This is a genomic window from Streptomyces sp. NRRL WC-3549 (genome assembly GCF_000721935.1).
In the GTDB taxonomy this organism is placed as follows: domain Bacteria; phylum Actinomycetota; class Actinomycetes; order Streptomycetales; family Streptomycetaceae; genus Streptomyces.
Genome location: NZ_KL585401.1, coordinates 16,353 through 19,527, shown reverse-complemented (window position 1 = coordinate 19,527; position 3,175 = coordinate 16,353). Strand labels below are relative to the sequence as shown.

At 73.9% G+C, this 3,175-nt stretch carries 3 protein-coding genes; all 3 read right to left on the bottom strand.

All coding sequences use genetic code 11. The features are described from left to right. Positions 1-1,294, bottom strand: a 1,294-nt coding sequence (locus IH13_RS0116530; protein ID WP_051835860.1) for a thiamine pyrophosphate-binding protein, incomplete at its 3' end; no start/stop codon positions are given. Between the two features lie 35 nt (positions 1,295-1,329). Continuing rightward, positions 1,330-2,235: a 5-deoxy-glucuronate isomerase gene (gene iolB, locus IH13_RS0116525; RefSeq protein WP_031085154.1), complete on the bottom strand. Its 906-nt coding sequence runs from the start codon at positions 2,233-2,235 to the stop codon at positions 1,330-1,332. Positions 2,236-2,290: 55 nt separating this feature from the next. Then, positions 2,291-3,172: a Cgl0159 family (beta/alpha)8-fold protein gene (locus IH13_RS0116520; protein ID WP_031085152.1), complete on the bottom strand. Its 882-nt coding sequence runs from the start codon at positions 3,170-3,172 to the stop codon at positions 2,291-2,293. Positions 3,173-3,175: the final 3 nt, after the last annotated feature.

The window sequence follows — 3,175 nt, the reverse complement described above, 5'->3', positions numbered from 1 at the left end:
GGCGGGGGGAGCGGGCCCGCCACAGTTTGTGGAGGTCCCCGGGGAGCGAACCGGCCGCGTTGATCAGGATGTCGTCCTCGGTGACCAGGGCGTCCAGCAGGCCGAGGACCTGGGCCTGGGTGGGGCGCGCGTCCTCGTCCGGGGTGGCGAACGCGGCGTCCACGCGTCGTTCCCAGCGCTCCTTGGCGTCGGTGTACTCCGTCTCGTAGCCGGCGTCCACGCGGTAGGACCGTGCGTCGAGGGCGGCGCCGAGCGCCTCCAGGCAGGTGCGGGCGTCGCCGACGAGGGGGAGCGCGGCGAGCTTGTGGGCGTCGAAGCCGGTGATGTTGAGGTTGAGGAAGCGGACGGCGGGGGCGGCGAAGAGGGTGCCGGAGGCGGTGGTGAAGTCGGTGTGGCGGGTGCCGATCCCGATCACCAGGTCCGCCCGGCGGGCGAGGTCGTCGGCGGTGGCGGTGCCGGTGTGGCCGATGCCGCCGACGTCGGCCGGGTGGTCGTGGCGCAGCGAGCCCTTGCCGGCCTGGGTGGAGGCGACGGGGATCCGGGTGGCCGCGGCGAACGCGGCGAGGGTCTCCTCGGCGGCGCTGTGGTGGACGCCTCCGCCCGCGACGATCAGGGGGCGCCGCGCGGCGCGCACCGCCCGGACGGCCCGCTCCAGTTCGTACGGGTCGGGGGCGGGTCTGCGTACGTGCCAGACGCGCTCGGCGAAGAACTCCGCCGGCCAGTCGTACGCCTCCGCCTGCACGTCCTGCGGGAGGGCGAGCGTGACCGCGCCGGTGTCCGCCGGGTCGGTGAGCGTGCGCACGGCCTGGAGCGCGGCCGGGATCAGCGCTTCGGGGCGGGTGATCCGGTCGAAGTAGCGGGAGACGGGGCGCAGGCAGTCGTTGACCGACACGTCGCCGGCGTACGGCACTTCGAGCTGCTGGAGCACCGGGTCGGCGGGCCGGGTGGCGAAGGTGTCGCCGGGCAGCAGCAGGACCGGGAGGTGGTTGACGGTGGCGAGGGCGGCGCCGGTGACGAGGTTGGTGGCGCCGGGGCCGATGGAGGTGGTGACGGCGTGGGCGGAGAGGCGGCCGGACTGGCGGGCGTATCCGACGGCGGCGTGGACCATGGACTGCTCGTTGCGGCCCTGGAAGTAGGGCATCGCGGGGCCCGCCTCGACGAGGGCCTGGCCGACACCGGCGACGTTGCCGTGGCCGAAGATGCCCCAGGTGGCGCCGATCAGCCGGTGGCGGCGGCCGTCGCGCTCGGTGTACTGCCGGGCCAGGAAGGCGATCAGGGCCTGCGCGGTCGTCATCCGGCGGGCGGGCGCCCGCGTACGTGCGGTGGTGGTCACCGGGTGGCCTCCGGATCCTGGGGTGCGGGCGTCGGGCCGTACAGCGGGAGCCGGGGGTCCACGGGCAGGTCCGGCCAGGTGTCGCGGATCCAGCGGTGGTCGGGGTGGTCGCGGATCAGCCACTCGCGCTGCTCGCCGGGGCCCGCCATCACGTTCAGGTAGTAGAGGGTGCGGCCGGGCGGGGCGATGGACGGGCCGTGCCAGCCGTCCGGGATCAGGACCGCGTCCCCGGTGGCGACTTCGGCGAGCACGTCCGTACCGTCCGACCGGGACGGCGACACTCGGTGGTAGCCGAGGCCGCCGCCTTCCACCTCGAAGTAGTAGATCTCCTCCAGTTCGCACTCGGTGCCGGGGAGGTGCTCGTCGTGCTTGTGCGGCGGGTAGGAGGACCAGTTGCCGCCGGGGGTCAGGACCTCGACGGCGATGAGGCGGTCGCATTCGAAGGTGTCGGCCGCCGCGAAGTTGTTGACCTGCCGTGAGCAGGTCCCCGCACCGCGCAGTTCCACGGGTACCTCCGGCGCGGGGCCGTAGCGAGCGGGGAGTCGTCGCTCGCACTTCGCTCCTGCCAGGGCGAAGCGGCCTCCTGCGCCGGAGGCGATCTGGGCGCGGCTGTCACGGGGGAGATAGAAGAAGTCGGACACGGCGCCGAACACGTCGTCCCTGCCCAGCAGTTCGTGGACCGCGTCTTCCGTCTGCACCGTACAGCCGCCGGACAGCGGCAGGACGATCCATTCGCTGTCGCCGGTCTCCAGGGTATGGACACCGCCGGGTCCGAGCTCCAGGACACGCAGGCTCGACCGCTGCCACCCGGCGGTCTCGGGGCGGACGTCGAGGGCGTAGGGGCCGCTCGCCGCCGCGCCGGACGGCAGGTGGTACCGCTGGTGCTCGTCACGCGTCGTCATGCGTCCATCCCTACCCCTCCGCTCCCGGTAACCGCTCATCCGCGTGTTCCCCGCCTCACAGCAACCCGACCGCCGTGTCGACGGCCCCGGCCACGTCTCCGTCGGCCGGGTAGAGCAGCGAGCGCCCGACGACCAGGCCGCGGACGGTCGGCAGCCGCAGCGCCGCGCGCCACTTCTCGTACGCCCGGTCCAGGTCGCCGCCCACCTCGCCGCCCAGCAGGACCGCGGGCAGGGTCGAGGCCTGCGTCACCCGGGCCATGTCGTCGGGGTCGTCTGTGACGGGGACCTTCAGCCAGGTGTACGCGGAGGTTCCGCCGAGGCCGGAGGCGACGGCGATCGAGGTGGTAACGGCCGCGGGCGTCAGGTCGGTGCGGAGCCGGCCGTCGCCGGTGCGGTGGCAGAGGAACGGCTCGACGAACACGGGCAGACTCAGGGCGGCCATCTCGTCCACGGTGCGGGCGGCGGTGTGCAGGGTCTCCAGGGAGCCCGGGTCGCCGCGGTCGATCCTCAGCAGGAGCTTCCCCCCGTCGAAGCGCTGGCGGAAGAGGTCGGCGGGGCGGTGGCCGGTGAAGCGGTCGTCGAGCTCGAAGGAGGCGCCGGCGAGGCCACCTCGGTTCATGGAGCCGAGGACGACCTTGTCCTCCAGGGCACCGAGCAGCAGCAGGTCCTCCAGGACGTCCGCACCGGCCAGGACACCGTCGACACCGGGGCGGGAGAGTGCGAGGCGGAGCCTTCGCAGCAGGTCGAAGCGGTCGGCCATGGCGTACGCGTCGTCGCCGACGGCCAGCGCGCCGCGTGCCGGGTGGTCGGCGGCGATGATCATCAGTCGTCCGGAGGGCCCGACGAGGGGCCTCCTGCTGCGGGCCTGGGCCGCCTCGGCGACGGCTTCGGGGTGGTGCGCCCGGAGCCGCACGAGGTCGCCCTGTCTCTTATACACATC